General features: G+C 70.5%; 13 protein-coding genes and 1 riboswitch. Of the genes, 7 read left to right on the top strand and 6 right to left on the bottom strand.

What is annotated here, in order from left to right; all coding sequences use genetic code 11:
* The first annotated feature begins 256 nt into the window (after positions 1-256).
* The gene (locus IE242_RS19450) at positions 257-2,197 is read left to right on the top strand and encodes a 2-oxoacid:acceptor oxidoreductase subunit alpha (RefSeq protein ID WP_189860962.1); all 1,941 of its coding nucleotides are present in this window, start codon (positions 257-259) and stop codon (positions 2,195-2,197) included.
* Positions 2,190-3,269, top strand: a complete 1,080-nt coding sequence (locus IE242_RS19445) for a 2-oxoacid:ferredoxin oxidoreductase subunit beta (RefSeq protein ID WP_189860960.1) — start codon at positions 2,190-2,192, stop codon at positions 3,267-3,269. The genes IE242_RS19450 and IE242_RS19445 overlap by 8 nt, the downstream gene beginning before the upstream one ends.
* 201 nt (positions 3,270-3,470) lie before the next feature.
* Here the strand turns inward: IE242_RS19445 and IE242_RS19440 are convergent, their stop codons facing one another.
* On the bottom strand, positions 3,471-3,872 hold the full coding sequence (locus IE242_RS19440; RefSeq protein ID WP_189860958.1) for a winged helix-turn-helix transcriptional regulator: 402 nt from the start codon (positions 3,870-3,872) through the stop codon (positions 3,471-3,473).
* Between the two features lie 88 nt (positions 3,873-3,960).
* Here IE242_RS19440 and IE242_RS19435 point away from each other — a divergent pair, with 88 nt between their 5' ends.
* Both IE242_RS19435 and rarD read left to right on the top strand, forming a co-directional pair.
* The gene (locus IE242_RS19435) at positions 3,961-4,815 is read left to right on the top strand and encodes an SDR family oxidoreductase (protein ID WP_189860957.1); all 855 of its coding nucleotides are present in this window, start codon (positions 3,961-3,963) and stop codon (positions 4,813-4,815) included.
* 205 nt (positions 4,816-5,020) lie between these two features.
* Positions 5,021-6,028, top strand: coding sequence for an EamA family transporter RarD (gene rarD / locus IE242_RS19430; RefSeq protein ID WP_373299547.1), 1,008 nt, complete (start codon positions 5,021-5,023; stop codon positions 6,026-6,028).
* Between the two features lie 107 nt (positions 6,029-6,135).
* Here the strand turns inward: rarD and IE242_RS19425 are convergent, their stop codons facing one another.
* Entirely contained in the window at positions 6,136-6,804 is a 669-nt protein-coding gene (locus tag IE242_RS19425; RefSeq protein ID WP_189860953.1) for a hypothetical protein, read from the bottom strand.
* 148 nt (positions 6,805-6,952) lie between these two features.
* Here IE242_RS19425 and IE242_RS19420 point away from each other — a divergent pair, with 148 nt between their 5' ends.
* A complete protein-coding gene (locus IE242_RS19420) occupies positions 6,953-8,272 on the top strand; it encodes an amidase (protein ID WP_229859137.1) in 1,320 nt (439 codons plus the stop codon).
* Between the two features lie 162 nt (positions 8,273-8,434).
* A complete protein-coding gene (locus IE242_RS19415; protein WP_189861266.1) occupies positions 8,435-9,022 on the top strand; it encodes a flavodoxin family protein in 588 nt (195 codons plus the stop codon).
* Between the two features lie 16 nt (positions 9,023-9,038).
* Here IE242_RS19415 and IE242_RS19410 read toward each other — a convergent pair whose 3' ends face one another.
* The 4 genes from IE242_RS19410 to IE242_RS19395 form a co-directional block, all read right to left on the bottom strand.
* Positions 9,039-10,040: an ABC transporter permease gene (locus tag IE242_RS19410; RefSeq protein ID WP_189860949.1), complete on the bottom strand. Its 1,002-nt coding sequence runs from the start codon at positions 10,038-10,040 to the stop codon at positions 9,039-9,041.
* Positions 10,027-11,016: an ABC transporter ATP-binding protein gene (locus IE242_RS19405; RefSeq protein ID WP_229859135.1), complete on the bottom strand. Its 990-nt coding sequence runs from the start codon at positions 11,014-11,016 to the stop codon at positions 10,027-10,029. The genes IE242_RS19410 and IE242_RS19405 overlap by 14 nt, the downstream gene beginning before the upstream one ends.
* Positions 11,017-11,168: 152 nt before the next feature.
* Complete coding sequence (locus IE242_RS19400; RefSeq protein ID WP_189860945.1) at positions 11,169-12,476, bottom strand: LolA family protein; 1,308 nt, start codon at positions 12,474-12,476, stop codon at positions 11,169-11,171.
* A gap of 454 nt (positions 12,477-12,930) precedes the next feature.
* Positions 12,931-13,941 (bottom strand): polyprenyl synthetase family protein, encoded by a 1,011-nt coding sequence (locus IE242_RS19395; protein WP_189860944.1) that lies wholly within the window; start codon positions 13,939-13,941, stop codon positions 12,931-12,933.
* A 920-nt stretch (positions 13,942-14,861) separates the two neighbouring features.
* Positions 14,862-15,067, top strand: a riboswitch (cyclic di-AMP (ydaO/yuaA leader).
* Between the two features lie 3 nt (positions 15,068-15,070).
* On the opposite strand from IE242_RS19395, the gene IE242_RS19390 reads away from it, so the two are divergent.
* The gene (locus IE242_RS19390) at positions 15,071-15,934 is read left to right on the top strand and encodes a LysM peptidoglycan-binding domain-containing protein (RefSeq protein ID WP_189860942.1); all 864 of its coding nucleotides are present in this window, start codon (positions 15,071-15,073) and stop codon (positions 15,932-15,934) included.
* Positions 15,935-15,982 lie beyond the last annotated feature (48 nt).

The raw sequence follows: 15,982 nt of genomic DNA, 5'->3' as shown, positions 1-15,982 counted from the left end.
TGTCGATTGTTGAATGCGTCTGCCATCAGGGAATGGTCAGGACCAGGACCAGAACCAGGAGACGAGCGCGGAGCGTCTTCAGAGAAGCACCGGGGGGCGGGTAAATGGTGACAAGTCCGGGCACCAAGCGGTCTCAGATTGGTGTCCACTATGCGAACATCCAGGGGAAGTCGACCCTTACAGACGTAGGGTTGGCCGTGGGAAGGCCGGCGGGAGGGCAGCTCCCGGGCAGCCGCCTCGAAGGAGGTCCAGTTCAGTGACCAGCCAGGTCAGCAGTCCAGAGGAGCAGCCAGGAGAGCGGGTCGACGGACCCGGCGCGGGAGAGCAGCGCAATCCGGCAGGTGTGAAGGATGTCCGCCGGCTGGACCGGGTGATCATTCGTTTTGCGGGTGACTCGGGTGACGGTATGCAGCTGACGGGTGACCGGTTCACCTCGGAGACGGCGTCCTTCGGCAACGACCTGTCGACGCTGCCGAACTTCCCCGCCGAGATCCGGGCCCCCGCGGGCACCCTGCCCGGTGTCTCCTCCTTCCAGCTGCACTTCGCCGACCACGACATCCTCACCCCGGGGGACGCGCCGGACGTGCTGGTGGCGATGAACCCGGCGGCGCTGCGGGCGAACCTGGCCGACCTGCCGCCCGGCGCGGAGATCATCGTCAACACCGACGAGTTCACCCGGCGGGCACTGCAGAAGGTGGGCTATGCCGTCTCGCCGCTGGAGGACGGCTCACTGGCCGGCTACCGACTGCATCCGGTGCCGCTGACCACGCTGACCGTGGAGGCGCTGCAGGAGTTCGAGCTGAGCCGCAAGGAGGCCGAGCGCAGCAAGAACATGTTCGCACTGGGGCTGCTGTCCTGGATGTATCACCGGCCGACCGCGGGCACCGAGGAGTTCTTGCAGAAGAAGTTCGCGCGGCGGCCGGTGATCGCGGCGGCGAACCTGGCGGCTTTCCGGGCGGGGTGGAACTTCGGGGAGACCACCGAGGACTTCGCGGTCTCCTATGAGGTGGCGCCGGCCGGGGCGGCGTTCCCGCCGGGCACCTACCGCAATATCTCCGGCAATCTGGCGCTGGCCTACGGGTTGATCGCCGCGTCCCGGCAGGCGGATCTGCCGCTGTATCTGGGCTCGTATCCGATCACGCCGGCCTCGGACATCCTGCACGAGCTGTCCCGGCACAAGAACTTCGGGGTGCGGACCTTCCAGGCCGAGGACGAGATCGCCGGGATCGGCGCGGCGCTGGGCGCGGCGTTCGGCGGTGCGCTGGCGGTGACCACCACCTCCGGGCCCGGGGTGGCGCTGAAGTCGGAGACCATCGGGCTGGCGGTGTCGCTGGAGCTGCCGCTGCTGGTGGTGGACATCCAGCGCGGCGGGCCGTCCACGGGGCTGCCCACCAAGACCGAGCAGGCGGACCTGCTGCAGGCGATGTTCGGGCGCAACGGCGAGGCTCCGGTCCCGGTGATCGCCCCGCGCACGGCGGCCGACTGCTTCGACGTGGCTCTGGAGGCGGCGCGGATCGCGCTGGCCTACCGGACCCCGGTACTGCTGCTGTCCGACGGCTATCTGGCCAACGGCTCCGAGCCGTGGCGGATCCCGGAGCCGGAGGAACTGCCCGACCTGCGGGTGCAGTTCGCGCAGGGCCCCAACCACACCCTGGACGACGGCACCGAGGTGTTCTGGCCCTACAAGCGCGACCCGCACACCCTGGCCCGGCCGTGGGCGGTGCCGGGCACGCCGGGCCTGGAGCACCGTATCGGCGGCATCGAGAAGCAGGACGGCACCGGCCACATCTCCTACGACCCGGCCAACCACGACTTCATGGTCCGCACCCGGCAGGCCAAGATCGACGGAATCGAGGTGCCGGACCTGGCCGTCGACGATCCGCACGGGGCGCGCACGCTGGTGCTCGGCTGGGGCTCGACATACGGGCCGATCACGGCGGCGGTGCGGCGACTGCGGGCGGCCGGCACCGCCATCGCCCAGGCTCATCTGCGCCACCTCAACCCCTTCCCGAGGAATCTCGGAGAGGTTCTGGGGCGTTACGACAAGGTGGTCGTGCCCGAGATGAACCTCGGTCAGCTCGCCACGCTGATCCGGGCCAAGTACCTGGTCGACGCCCGCTCCTACACCCAGGTCAACGGCATGCCGTTCAAGGCCGAGCAGCTCGCCACGGCTTTCAAGGAGGCCATCGATGGCTGAGACGTCCGCGGAAGGCACCGGCACCCTCGAGGCGCTCTCGCTGGTGCCCAAGGCCGAGGCCAGGCAGTCCATGAAGGACTTCAAGTCCGACCAGGAGGTGCGCTGGTGCCCCGGCTGCGGCGACTACGCGATCCTCGCCGCCGTCCAGGGCTTCCTGCCCGAACTCGGCCTGGCGAAGGAGAACATCGTCTTCGTCTCCGGGATCGGCTGCTCGTCCCGCTTCCCGTACTACATGAACACCTACGGGATGCACTCCATCCACGGCCGCGCCCCGGCCATCGCCACCGGCCTGGCCACCTCCCGCCGCGACCTGAGCGTGTGGGTGGTCACCGGGGACGGTGACGCCCTGTCCATCGGCGGCAACCACCTCATCCACGCCCTGCGCCGCAACGTCAACCTCAAGATCCTGCTCTTCAACAACCGGATCTACGGCCTGACCAAGGGCCAGTACTCGCCCACCTCCGAGGTCGGCAAGATCACCAAGTCGACCCCGATGGGCTCCCTCGACGCGCCGTTCAACCCGGTGTCCCTGGCCCTCGGCGCGGAGGCGTCGTTCGTCGCGCGGACCGTGGACTCCGACCGCAAGCACCTGACCGAGGTGCTGCGGCAGGCCGCCGCGCACCCCGGCACCGCACTGGTGGAGATCTACCAGAACTGCAACATCTTCAACGACGGCGCCTTCGAGGTACTCAAGGACAAACAGCAGGCCGAGGAGGCCGTGATCCGGCTGGAACACGGGCAGCCGATCCGCTTCGGCACAGACCTGGCCAAGGGCGTCGTGCGGGACCCTGCCACCGGTGACCTGAAGGCCGTGACCGTCACCCCGCGGAACGAGGCGGAGGTCCTGGTCCACGACGCCCACGCCGCCTCCCCGACCACCGCCTTCGCCCTGTCCCGCCTGGCCGACCCGGACACCCTGCACCACACCCCGATCGGGGTCTTCCGCTCCGTCGACCGGCCCGTCTACGACACCCAGATGGCCGACCAGCTCGACGCCGCCATCGAGCAGAACGGCAAGGGAGACCTGGCCGCCCTCCTCACCGGGCACGACACCTGGACGGTTGTGGGCTGAGGGGGAGGACGGGGAGAAGTCGAGGGCGAGCCTCAGGTGAGCTGAAGGCGAGCTGTCGGTTGGCACGGCCGGGGCGTACGGGCATTCCGTACGCCCCGGTTCTGTTGTGCGTGACCGTCCGCGGTTCTGCCCAGCGTGCCCGGCACGCTCCGGCATGTGCACGATTCGCTCCGGCACGTGCATGACTCGCTCCCGCCTTGTTCACCGTCGTTCTCTCGCCGCGTCGTACGCCTCCCGTGCCTTCTGCACCTGGCCCATGCGGTCCTGTGTCCAGTTCGCGAGGGTGCGCACCTGCTCGGCCGCCTCACGTCCCAGCTCGGTCAGGGAGTAGTCCACCCTCGGCGGGATCACCGGCTTGGCGTCGCGGTGGACCAGGCCGTCGCGTTCGAGGGTCTGCAGCGTCTGCGTGAGCATCTTCTCGCTGACCCTGCCGATCGCCCGGCGCAGTTCACTGAAACGGTGCGGGCGGTCCAGCAGCGCGATCAGGACCAGTACGCCCCAGCGGCTCGTCACGTGCTCGAGGACCAGGCGGTACGGGCACATCGCCTCGCCGTCGGTGACCGACTTACGGGGCGAGGCCTCCGTCGAGGTACTTACTCCCATATCAGTACCTTACTTCAAAGTTGGTACTTTCGAATAGTTAGTGCTGGACATATGGTGAGCGTCAGAGCCACACACAAGGAGTCTGACCATGAGCATCGTCGTCACCGGAGCCACGGGAAACCTCGGCCGTTTCGTCGTCGAGGGACTGCTGGAGAAGGTCCCGGCCGAGCAGATCACCGCCGTCGTACGGAACCGGGAGAAGGCCGCCGGCCTCGCCGCCCGCGGGGTCCGGGTCGCGGTCGCGAACTACGACGACCCCACGTCCTTCGAGGGTGTCGTCTCGGCCGGCGACAAGGTGCTGCTCGTCTCGGGCAGCGAGGCCGACAAGGACCGCGTCGCCCAGCACCGCACCGTGATCGGCGCCGCCAAGGCGGCCGGTGCCGCGCTCCTCGCCTACACCAGTGCCCCCGGCGCCCTCAGGGCCGCCCTCGCCGACGACCACCGGGGCACCGAGGAGGCGCTCGTGGCGTCCGGACTGCCTTACGTCCTGCTGCGCAACGGCTGGTACAACGAGAACTACACCGAGCAGCTCGCCCCGGTCCTGGAGCACGGCGCCGTCACCCAGGCGGCCGGCGAGGGCCGGGTCGCCTCCGCCGCGCGCGCCGACTACGCGGCCGCGGCCGTCGCCGTCCTGACCGGCGAGGGACACGAGGGCAAGACGTACGAGCTGGCCGGTGACACCGCCTGGAGCTTCGCCGAGTACGCCGCCGAGCTGAGCAGGCAGACCGGCAAGGAGATCACGTACAACCCGGTGCCCGAGGAGACCTATGTCGGCATCCTCACCGGCGCGGGGCTGCCCGAGCCGTTCGCCCGGATCCTGGCGGGTGTGGACGCCTCCATCGCGAAGGGCGAGCTGGCCGGTACCAGCGGCGACCTGTCCCGGCTGACCGGCCGCCCGACCACTCCGATCGCCGACTCCATCGCGGCGGCGCTCAAGGGCTGACTCGTTCTTCCGAGGTCTTCCACACCTGCCTGTCATGACTGTATCGCGATACGGACATGACAGGCGGGGGTCGTCGGCGCTACCTTCATCAGGGTCGTGCGCGTCTACGCGGCTCACGGCGGCCCGCAAGAAGGAGGAACCGTTGACCGCGCAGTCGAAGCGAGAGCACCGGACAGGTCTGCTGAACGGTTTCGCGGCGTACGGGATGTGGGGGCTCGTTCCCCTCTTCTGGCCCTTGCTGAAACCCTCCGGTGCCGCCGAGATCCTCGCTCACCGGATGGTCTGGTCCCTCGTCCTCGTCGGCGTCGCGCTGCTGGTGCTGCGGCGTTGGGCCTGGGCCGGTGAGCTGCTGCGGCAGCCGCGCAAGCTGGGCCTGGTGACGATCGCGGCCGCGGTGATCACCGTCAACTGGGGCGTCTACATCTGGGCCGTCAACGCCGGGCACGTGGTCGAGGCGTCCCTCGGGTACTTCATCAATCCGCTGGTGACCATCGCTCTCGGCGTGCTGGTGCTGAAGGAACGGCTGCGGCCCGTGCAGTGGGCCGCGGTCGGTGTCGGCTTCGCCGCCGTCCTGGTCCTCGCCTTCGGTTACGGGCAGCCGCCGTGGATCTCCCTCTGCCTGGCCTTCTCCTTCGCCACGTACGGCCTGGTGAAGAAGAAGGTCAACCTCGGCGGGGTCGAGTCGCTGGCCGCCGAGACGGCCGTCCAGTTCCTGCCCGCGCTGGCGTACCTGCTGTGGCTGGGCTCGCAGGGCCGGTCCACCTTCGGCACCGAGGGCGCCGGGCACGCCGCTCTGCTCGCCGCGACCGGTGTCGTGACCGCGCTGCCGCTCGTCTGCTTCGGAGCCGCCGCGATCCGGGTGCCGTTGTCCACGTTGGGGCTGCTGCAGTACCTGGCGCCCGTCTTCCAGTTCCTGCTGGGCATCCTCTACTTCCACGAGGCCATGCCGCCGGAGCGCTGGGCCGGCTTCTCTCTGGTCTGGCTCGCGCTGGCCCTGCTGACCTGGGACGCGTTGCGCACCGCGCGGCGAGCTGCCCGGGCACTCGGCACGGCCGCCGACGCGGCGGGCAGTACCGGTGGTGCGGTCGGGGAGACGGGGAGCGCTGGAGGCGGAAGCGCCGGAGCCGGGAGCACCGGGTCAGCGCACGTCCGGGCAGAGAATGTCGAGTCCGTGATCGCCGCGGCTCCCGGCTCGGCGGACGCCAAGTCGTAGACCGGCCGCCCCGCCACCCGGCCGCCCCGCCGGCCGACCGCCCCGCCACCCTGCTCCCCCACCACCGGTCCGACGCGGGCCTGGGCGTGCGAGCGGCCCGCTCGGGCTCAGGGGGTGCCGTGGAGGGCGCGGGCGCGTTCGGCCAGTCGGCCCATGCGGGCATGTGCCGACTGCAGCTGTTCGATGTCGTCGGCCGCGGGGCCCTCGTCCGCCGCGATCTCGGCCCACACTCCGAGCAGCTCACGGCCGAGGCGCAGACCCTGCAGCGGATCGCGGACGGCACGCCAGGCCGCGGCGGCGCTCTGTACGTGCCCGTACGCGGCGAGCGGGTCGCGGAGGCGGTGGCGGAGCCGGGCGAGGGCGAGCGACAGCCGGCAGGACCTGAGCGGGTCACCGGCCAGGTAAGCGATGTAGGCCGTCAGTTCGCGCAGCCGGAGCACCCCCGGGTGCTCCTCTCCGAACATCGGCGCCGCCTGGTCCGTGGCCGTCTCGGCCAGCTCGGCGGCCTCCGCGATCCGGCCCGCCCTGATGGCCTCGTTGATCCGGGTGATCGGCTCCGCGAGCGGTGAGAGCACTGCCGCACCGTCCGCCTCGCCGCCTTCCACCACGGTCTCGGCGACCGCGAACTCCCGCACGGGTGCAGGCCTGTGCCCGGGGTCCGCTTCGGAGGCGAGCGCAAGGAGATGGAGGTGGCTCAGTACGGCGGTCTGCGCGCCCGGCTCCGGGTGCGGGTGGCCCGCCCCCTGAGGTTCCCTCTTGTGTTCCCGGTGCCCCATGCCGTCCCTCCTCCTGCCCCCTGCCAGTCGAGTCTCTCCGCTCACCCCGGCTCTGTGCGTCACCACCGCGTCACAAGCTCGTCCCAGGAGTTCACCCGCTGCTATCGATGAACGTACGTACGACTACGCCTGCGAACCGGGGAGAACCGTGGAAGCACACGACATCGCCGCCCGTTCCGCCGAGGAGATCGCCGACGCCGTACGGGCGCGCCGGGCGAGCGCCGTCGAGGTCGTCGAGGCCGCGCTCGCGCGGATCGCCGAGGTGGAACCGGTGCTCTGTGCGTTCACCGAAGTGTGGCACGCGGACGCGCTGCGACGGGCACGTGCGGTCGACGCCCGGATCGGCGCGGGCGAGTGGCTGCCGCTCGCAGGCGTACCCATCGGTGTCAAGGGACGGCGTGGACTGCGCACGGCGGAGGCCCTCGTCGCCGCCGGATGCGTGCCCGTGGGTGCGACCTCCGTACCGGGTCCCGGAACCGCCTGGCAGACATGGGGAGCGGGCGCGGGAGGACGTACGGTCAACCCGTGGCGGGCCGACCGCACGCCGGGCGGCTCGTCGGCAGGTTCGGCGGCGGCCGTGGCGGCCGGCCTCGTGCCGCTGGCCACCGGCACCGACGGGGCGGGCTCGGTGCGCATTCCGGCCGCGTGGTGCGGGGTGTTCGGCCTGAAGTCGACGAACGGGCGTCTGCCGGCCGCGGACCGTACGGCCCTGGCCGCGGTCGGCGCCTTCGCTCGTCGTGCCCCGGACTTGGCGGCGTACTGGCGGTGCGTGGCCGGCGTGAACGGTCAGGACAGCGAGGACTGCGAGGGCGGAGAGGGCGAAGAGGGCAGTGAGGGCGGAGAGGGCAGTGAGGGCGGTGGCGGGCTTCCGGTATCCCCCTCGGCCGCCCCTCCGACCGGCCCTCCGACCGGCCCTTCGACCGCTCCTCCAGCCGCTCCTCCGACCTGCCCTCCGACCGCCGTCTGGTCCGACGATCTCGGCTTCGCCCGCCCCGATCCCGAGCCCGCCCGCGTGGCCCGCGGCGCCGCGCTGCGGCTCGCCGCCGCCGGAGTCGTACGGTTGTCAACGGCACAGCGGGCGCCCTTTCGGCTCGCCGATCCCGGGCCCGCCTGGCTGGCCCTGCGTACCCCGGGTGCGGACACGGCGGACGCGGAGCGGCTGCGGGCGGCCAACGACGCTCGGCTCGCTGCCCTCTTCGGCGACGTCGACCTGCTGCTGACCCCGGCCACACCCAACGCGCCGCACGGCCACGAGGGGCCTGGCGATCGTTACTCCACGGCGTTGACCTGGGCGTTCAATCTGAGCGGGCATCCTGCGGCGAACATCCCGGCGGGCTTCGGTTCCGATGGCTGTCCGCTCGGGCTGCACGTCGTGGCCCGCCCGGGAGCCGAGGATCTGCTGCTGTGGGTCATGGTGGCGGCGGAGGCACGCGCCGGTCTGTGCGCACGGGTACCGGTTCCCGGCTGACGGCTGGCCTGTCGGCTCACGGCTCCCCCCTCACGGCCTTGAGGCACAAGGCCCGGACACCCCTGGCAGAACTACATGCACGCGCATATGATGCATGTGCAAGCAGCGCCTGTCGGCGCCGCCACGCCACCGCCGTGCCGCGACAACCACCTGGGGGACACCATGGCCCGCGACTTCCTGTTCGTACTCGGCAGCAGCCGTGCCGACGGCAACACCGAGATGCTCGCCCACAAGGCGGCGGAGCAGTTGCCCGCCGGGGTCGGGCAGCGGTGGATCAGCCTCGCCGAGCATCCGCTGCCCGACTTCGAGGACCTGCGTCATGACAGCGATCACGTGCGGCCGGAGGGCGACGCCGCGGCGCTGCTGCTGGACGCCACGCTGGCCGCGACGGATCTGGTGATCGCCTCACCGCTGTACTGGTACTCGGTCTCCGCGCACGTCAAGCGCTATCTGGACCACTGGTCGGGCTGGCTGCGCACGCCGGGCCTCGACTTCAAGCGGAGGATGGCCGGCCGCACCCTGTGGGGCGTCACCGCACTCGCCCACGAGGAGGAGGAGGTCGCCGATCCGCTCGTCACCACCCTCAACCACTCGGCCGCCTACCTGGGCATGCGCTTCGGCGGGGTCCTCCTCGGCAACGGCAGCAAGCCCGGCGACGTCCTGAACGACACGGCCGCCCTCGCCCGCGCCAAGACGTTCTTCGCGCAGGAACCGCCGCTCGCCCGCTACCCGTACGAGACGGCGGCCTGAGCCCGTCGGGCCGTCCTCACGCCGTGATGTCCCTCGTCGTGAACCGCGCCCACGCCGCCGAGCCGAACACCGCCGCGTAGAGAGCCTGGAGCTCCAGGTTGCGCAGCAGGTCGTCCCAGTGGACGGGGTCCCGCATCAGGTCCGCGAACGACAGCCAGTAGTGCGAGAAGAAGTACGGCTGAAGAGCGGACAGTTGCGGGATCTGGTCGAGGATCTGCACGGTGATCAGCAATCCGACCGTGGTGGCCATCGCCGCGATGCCGCTGTTGGTCAGGGTGGACACGAACAGGCCGAGGGCGGCCAGCCCGAGCAGGGACGCGGCCACCATCAGGGCGATCAGCACCGCCCTGCCGAGGCCCTCCGCCAGGCCGATCCTCGTTCCGGAGATCGTCGTGACCTCGCCGAGCGGGAACAGCAGGGCACCCACCGCGAGCGCCGAGGCCGCCACCACCAACGTGGCCACCAGGCAGAACACCATCGTGGTCGCGTACTTGACGAGCAGCAGCCGGACGCGGCCTGCGGGGGAGACCAACAGATAACGCAGCGTTCCCGCGTTCGCCTCGCCCGCGATCGCGTCCCCGGCGATCACCCCGACCGCCATCGGGAGGAAGAACGGCAGCGTCGCGGCCAGTGCCGTGAACACCAGGAAAAGCCCGTTGCTCGTGATCTGGGCGATGAATACCGGGCCCCCGCCACCCCCGCCGCCTCCACCGTCGATCGACGAACCGTCGCTCGTCTCGATCTCCACCGCCACGCCCACCATGACCGGCACGGCCGCGAGCACGGCGAGCAGCGCGAGCGTGCGCCAACGGCGGAAGGTGACACCCAGTTCGCTGCGCAGCAGCCCGAAGGTCCACAAAGGGCTCGGCGTTTTCGGTGCACCGGGCTTACCGGGCGTACTTGTCGTGCTCGGCACACCCGCACCCGCGTACGTACCGTCGGCAGGCCCCACGGCGAGCGCCTCACCTCCAGAAGGCGCCTCGCTCCCGGCAGACGCCTTGCCCTCAGCCCGCGACATCGAAGCCCTCCCCCGTCAGCGCCACGAACGCGTCCTCAAGGGATGCCCGTTCCAGTCCGAAACCGCGTACGCGCACCCCGGCAGCCACCAACGCGGCGGTGATGTCCGCCAGTTCGCGGCCCGGCGGCTCGCCGGTCACCCGGTTCTCTTCCACCACGACATCGGTGATGCCCTGTTCCTTGAGCACCCGGGCCGCGTCCCCGACGTCCGGCGTGGTCACGACCAGCCGCCCGCGTGCCCCTGCCGCGAGTTCGGCCACCGCGCCCTGGGCGATCAGCCGTCCCTGCGCCATCACGGCGGCGTGGGTGCACACCTGCTCGATCTCGTCCAGCAGGTGGGAGGAGAGGAAGACGGTGGTCCCCTCGGACGCCACCTCCCTGATCAGGGCCCGGATCTCCCGCATGCCCTGCGGGTCCAGCCCGTTGGTCGGCTCGTCCAGCACCAGGAGCCTGCGCGGCTGGAGCAGCGCCGCCGCGAGACCGAGACGCTGCTTCATGCCCAGCGAGTACGCCTTCGCCTTCTTCCCCGCGGCAGGTGTCAGGCCCACCCGGTCCAGCGCGGCCGCGACTCGCGTACGCCGGGTCCGCGGGTCGGCGGTGGGGTCGGCGGCGTCGTACCGCATGAGGTTGTCCCGCCCGGACAGGAAGCCGTACAGCGCCGGTCCCTCGATGAGGGCGCCCACGTGCGGCAGTACGGCCCGGGAGGCGCCCGGCATCGGACGGCCGAGCACCCGGGCCGTACCCGAGGTGGGCTCGATCAGGCCCATCAGCATGCGAATGGTGGTGGTCTTCCCGGAGCCGTTCGGCCCGAGGAAGCCGAAGACGCTGCCCGCCGGTACGGCGAGATCGAGTCGGTCGACGGCGAGCTGCCCACCGCGGTAGCGCTTGGTGAGCGCGCTGGTGGCGATGACGCTTTCACCCGAATCCGGGGCTACCGGAACCGTGACCGGTGCCGGAACCGGCTCCGGCTCCGGCACCGGCACCGGGACTGACCCCGGGGTCGGGGCCGGGGCCGATATCGACACCGGGACCGGGGCCGGGGCCGGATCCGCGGCAGGCAGCTCCTCCACTTACGACCTCGATTCGCTGACTCTCGGTTCGCTCTCTGCCGGTGGCCGCCGGCCCGGCCTCACCGGTCCGCGTTCGCGGCCTTCACCAGCGCGTCCTTGGTGACCGCGCCGGCGTACCCCTTGCCGTCGTCCGTGATCAGCACGTTCACCAGACGTGTCGAGAAGACCGTGCCGGAGCCGAACTTGCCGCTCACCTCGTCGCCGAAGGAGCCCAGGAGGCCGTCGAGGTCGCCGTTGCCGGAGGTCTCCGTCGGCAGGCCCTCGGCGCCGGTGTCGAACGCGGCGATGGAGCTCCAGCCCTCGCCGATCGCCTTCATGCCCTCCAGTCCTCCGCCGAACTCCTCGTCCGGCTCGGACTGCCGCCCGTCGCCGTGGGCCTTGCCGTACCCCGCCTCGATGTCGTCCGCCTCGGTCACCTTCGCGCCCTTGGGGGGCGTGAAGTCGAAGGTGGCGGCGCTCGGCGCGGAGAAGTCGACCTCGGTGAAGCCCGCGTCGACGACGGCCGCGCCGCCACCCGCCGGGGTGAGGGTGAACTTCAGCGGCAGCCCCGTCTCCGCGTCGACGGCGACCGATATCGCGCCGACCGTCGAGTCGGCCTGCTTCGGCTCGATGAGCAGCTTGTACGCGTCGCGCCCGGCGACCTGCGCGGTCCCGTCCACGGTGACGGAGGTCGTGTCGTCGACCGCCTTCAGCGCCTCCTCGGCCAGTTCCTCGGGCGTGGCCGGTACATTCTCGGGCACGGTCCCGGACTTCCGGTCCGCGCCGTCCTCCGCCTCCGCGCCGGTCTCCACGCGGTCCTTCGCGCTGTCTTCCGTGCCGTCCGCCGCACCGGTCGCGTGGAACACCTCGTTCGACCCGCTGTCGTACGCCCACACGTCGTCACCGTTGTGGATCACGCTGTACTCGGCGGCCTCGTCCAGCAGCGACAGCTTCTGCTTGTCGGGCCCGTCGGCCGCGACCCGCAGCGTGTGCGTGCCACTGGCGAGTTCGGTCAGCCGGGCGGACGGATCGGCGGAGGACCCGCCCTCGCCGCCGGTTGCGCCGCCCACCCCGAGGCCGCTCGCCAGGCCGTCCAGGTCCGGCAGTCCCAGATCGGTGCTGATCTTCACCGTGCCGGAGAGCTGCTGGACGTCCGAAGCGGCGATCTTCTCGATGAGCTCCTGGGCGCTGACCGACGGCAGGTCCGGGTCGCCGGATCCGGCGAACGCCGGGACGAGGCCTATGGTCGCGGCCGCCACGCCCACCACCGTGACCGGAACGACGTACCGCGCGGCCTTGCGCCGTCCACCGCGCGCCTTCTCTCCGGCCTCTCCGGTCCCTCCGGCCTCTCCGGTCGTCGCGTTCTCGTCGGATTTGAACGGTGCCATGTGTGCCTTACCTCCGTAGTAGGCGGCGGCCAGGTCGTCGCATTCGCACTCGTCGTCCACGCGTCGTCGCCCACGCGTCGTCGTCCACCCCGAGCCGCCATTCTCACCTGAACCGGTGAGGGGTGGCGTTCTCCATCTGACCAAATCGGCCAGCCGGACGCGTCAGACCGCGGGATCAATTCCACGTACTGCTGAGGGATGACACAGGCAAGCGGCGCCCTCCCCGCCCCGTAGGGGTCGCGGGGAGGACGCCGCGTACGCCGTTCTGGTGGGCATGTCGTAGGCCACGCCCCGTTTCTGCCGTCCGCTCCGGCAGACGTTCTTGACTGTCTGTTCCGAACCGCCTCTTCCGGCCGACCCTCCGGCCGACCCTTCCGCGTGCCTCTTCCGATCAGCGGTCCGGTCAGCGGTCCGGTCAGCGGTCCGGTCAGCGGTCCGGTCAGCGGTCCGGACCCTAACCGGCGCGGTGCACCACCGCGTCGCACAGCTGCACGAGCGCGCCCTTGGCCTCGCAGTCCGGCAGCGGCGCCAGCGTGGCCCGCGCCTCCTCCGCGTACCGCACGGTGTCCTGGCGGGCCTGATCGAGCGCGGGGTGCACCCGCAGCCGGGCCAGCACCTCGGCGTGGCGCTCGTCGTCGGACAGATCGCCGTCCAGCAGCTCGCACAGCTCGACGTCCTCGGCCGCCCCCAGCCGCGCGGCCCGCTCCCGCAGCCGCAGCACCGGCATCGTGGGGACGCCCTCCCGCAGATCGGTGCCCGGGGTCTTCCCGGACTCGTGCGAGTCGGAGGAGATGTCCAGTACGTCGTCCGCCAGCTGGAACGCGATGCCCAACCGTTCCCCGTACTGCGTCAGCACGTCCACGACCGTCTCGTCGGCGCCGGACATCATCGCCCCGAACCGCCCGGAGACGGCCACCAGCGAACCGGTCTTCCCGCCGAGGACGTCCAGGTAGTGCTCGATCGGGTCCCGTCCGTCGCGCGGGCCGGCGGTCTCCAGGATCTGCCCGGTGACCAGCCGCTCGAACGCCTCCGCCTGGACCCGGACCGCCTCGGGCCCCAGGTCGGCCAGGATGTGCGAGGCCCGGGCGAACAGGAAGTCCCCGGTCAGTACGGCGATGGAGTTGCCCCAGCGGGCGTTGGCGCTGGGCACCCCGCGCCGTACGTCGGCCTCGTCCATCACATCGTCGTGGTACAACGTGGCCAGATGGGTCAGCTCGACCACCACGGCGGACGGCACGACACCCGGCGCGTGCGGGTCACCGAACTGCGCCGCGAGCATTACGAGCAGTGGCCGGAACCGCTTCCCGCCCGCCCGCAGCAGGTGCTGCGCGGCCTCCTGAATGAAGGGGACCTCGCTCTTCGTGGCTTCGAGCAAACCTTCCTCGACAGCCGCCAACCCGGCCTGGACATCGGCTTCCAGAGCCTGGTCCCGCACGCTCAGCCCGAACGGCTCGACGACGGTCACGAGGGGTCTCCTGTCTGCTGACGTCTACTGACGGTCACACGGTCGGTCACGGTCTCAAGGTCGATGACATAGTTTGTCGATCTGTCGCTGCCATCACCCGAGTCAGCGTATCCGGTCACCTTTCGATCACCGCGAGCGCCCACCGGTCCACACCGGTCCCCGCCGGGCGGTATCGGGACGGACCCACCATGTTCCTGATCAGCTGATACGTGCGGACATTCCTCGGCCCGCGGGTAGCCGCCCCGCCCACGCCGACCGGACCCGGGTGACCGCCGCCTACCCACCGGGGAGACGGATGAGGAACCCGATTGAGGACCGGACAAGGACGAGATAAGGACCGGACGAGGTACCGGATACGGGTACCCGGCCCGACTCGGGGATCACATCTCTCTCCATTCCCCGTCATCTTCGTCCGGAATTCGCCGCTGAAGCGTTCGCGCGAAACGCATCGAAGGTCATCCGTGAGCCGCACCGCGAAATGCTTCTCGCAGAATGCGCCATGGAATGCCCGCGAGAGATCCAATGCACGAAATCCAGAAGGCAGTACTCACGCAGACGCCACAGGAATCACTGCGCTCATTCGCCTCACCAGCATCAGTCACCGCATGTGAGTCACCGGCATCGGCATCCCTTGATCATTAGTTGCCCGAAATGCCCAATTGGTGTCCATAATTCCCTTCACCCCATACACGCCGTGAAATACGTCACACGACTCCACTCCCGGCCGCTCCCCTCACTGCCGCCATTTCCCCTTTGCGGACGGCAAGTTGAAGGCGCCTGCCCACTTATTCCGACGCCGCACTGCCCCTGAATCACTGCGTCGAACGGACGTCCACCCCGCATTCGGCCTTGTTCCCGGCATGTGCTCTCGCATACGTTCGCGTCGATCCGGACGGAACGCCGAATCCTGCCGCCGACCGGAATCACCATCGACCGACCCACCCATGCAGGCAGGAGCGGGGGACCCAGGTAAGCCGCCGGTCCGCATTACGGACCGGCTCGGGGTGAAGCCGCGTACAGCACTCGTCACTCGTCGTTCATCACTCGTCGAGCGGTGCCATGCACGGCCGGGCACCTTTCCGCCCGAACCCGACAGCTCACCTCGCAGGCGTCGGAGAGGAAATACACCATGCCTGCACGTGGCAAGCACCGCCGCCCCAGAACCAATCCGCTCACCCGAGGCGTCGTCGCCGCCGGAACCGGCACGGCCGCTCTCGCCCTCCCGATCGTGGGCGCGACGAGCGCGAGCGCCGCACAGCCGGCCCAGGCCGCCACCCAGGCCGCGTCCCAGGTCAAGGCCCTCACGTACACCGTGGTCACGGGTGACACGCTCGCCGGGATCGCGGACGAGTACGACACCAGCGGCGGCTGGCGTCAGCTCTACGAGGACAACCGCGAGGCGGTCGGGAACGACCCGGGGCTGATCCGCCCGGGCCTGAAACTCACCGTCACCGCGCCGGAGACTGCGGGAACGAAGACGCAGACAGCGGAGACGGCGACGGCGGAGACGGGAACGGCGGTGACGGAGACGGAGACGGCAGACGCGGCGGCCGAAACGGCCACGCAGCCGTCGGACCAGTCCGCGGCCTCCTCGAGCTCCTCCACCCCCGCTTCCGGTAGCCCCGCTTCCAGTAGCCCCGCTTCCGCCACCGCCGCCTCCGTCACCACATACGCCGACAACCTCGACGGCTGGATCCGCGAAGCCCTGGACATCATGGGACAGAACGGAATTCCGGGGACGTACGACGGCATTCACCGCAACATCATGCGTGAGTCGTCCGGCAACCCGCAGGCCGTCAACAACTGGGACTCCAACGCCGCGGCGGGCACCCCGTCCAAGGGCCTGCTCCAGGTCATCGACCCGACCTTCGCCGCGTACCACGTGCCGGGCACGGCGTACGACCCGTACGACCCGGTCGCGAACATCGTGGCGGCCTGCAACTACGCGGCCGCGCGGTACGGCTCGATCGACAACGTCTTCGGCGCGTACTGATCGCCCTGAACCCCCTGATCGTCCTGATCGTCCGCTGACTGTCGTCCG

Origin of the sequence: Streptomyces poonensis (assembly GCF_014650915.1) — a bacterium.
GTDB classification, from domain to species: Bacteria; Actinomycetota; Actinomycetes; order Streptomycetales; family Streptomycetaceae; genus Streptomyces; species Streptomyces poonensis.
Note: the sequence above shows the minus strand (reverse complement) of the source record. Positions and strands in the feature narration are given on the sequence as shown.

Bases quoted from the DNA above. Each gene is read 5' to 3' on its own strand.
- IE242_RS19445 (WP_189860960.1), top strand. From the start codon at position 2,190: ATGGCTGAGACGTCCGCGGAAGGCACCGGCACCCTCGAGGCGCTCTCG.
- IE242_RS19440 (WP_189860958.1), bottom strand. From the start codon at position 3,872: ATGGGAGTAAGTACCTCGACGGAGGCCTCGCCCCGTAAGTCGGTCACC.
- IE242_RS19435 (WP_189860957.1), top strand. From the start codon at position 3,961: ATGAGCATCGTCGTCACCGGAGCCACGGGAAACCTCGGCCGTTTCGTC.
- rarD (WP_373299547.1), top strand. From the start codon at position 5,021: ATGTGGGGGCTCGTTCCCCTCTTCTGGCCCTTGCTGAAACCCTCCGGT.
- IE242_RS19425 (WP_189860953.1), bottom strand. From the start codon at position 6,804: ATGGGGCACCGGGAACACAAGAGGGAACCTCAGGGGGCGGGCCACCCG.
- IE242_RS19415 (WP_189861266.1), top strand. From the start codon at position 8,435: ATGGCCCGCGACTTCCTGTTCGTACTCGGCAGCAGCCGTGCCGACGGC.
- IE242_RS19410 (WP_189860949.1), bottom strand. From the start codon at position 10,040: ATGTCGCGGGCTGAGGGCAAGGCGTCTGCCGGGAGCGAGGCGCCTTCT.
- IE242_RS19400 (WP_189860945.1), bottom strand. From the start codon at position 12,476: ATGGCACCGTTCAAATCCGACGAGAACGCGACGACCGGAGAGGCCGGA.
- IE242_RS19390 (WP_189860942.1), top strand. From the start codon at position 15,071: ATGCCTGCACGTGGCAAGCACCGCCGCCCCAGAACCAATCCGCTCACC.